1 protein-coding gene is annotated in these 267 nt (G+C 67.0%); it reads right to left on the bottom strand.

The annotated features are described in order from the left end of the window. The coding region (locus tag H2O73_RS24065; protein ID WP_182110813.1) for a DNA-directed RNA polymerase subunit beta at positions 1–267 on the bottom strand (267 nt) is incomplete at both ends.

The raw sequence follows: 267 nt of genomic DNA, 5'->3' as shown, positions 1-267 counted from the left end.
ATGGTCGATGTCGTCGATATCGCCGCGCCCGTCGCGCAGATCGACCAGCGCCTTGATGCAGGAGACGATGTCTTCCTTGCGCAGGGTGCGCACGGTGTCCTCGGCGTCGAGCGCCAGGCGCATGTTCATCTTGACCCGGCCCACGGCCGACAGGTCATAGCGCTCGCTGTCGAAGAACAGCGTCTCGAACAGGGCCGAGGCGGCCTCGACGGTGGGCGGCTCGCCCGGACGCATGACGCGGTAGATGTCCATGAGCGCGGTGTCGCG

This window comes from Vibrio marinisediminis (genome assembly GCF_014050145.1).
Taxonomy (GTDB): Bacteria; Pseudomonadota; Gammaproteobacteria; order Enterobacterales; family Vibrionaceae; genus Vibrio; species Vibrio marinisediminis.
The sequence above is the reverse complement of the archived record's forward strand: the minus strand, read 5'-3'. Positions and strand labels throughout refer to the sequence as shown.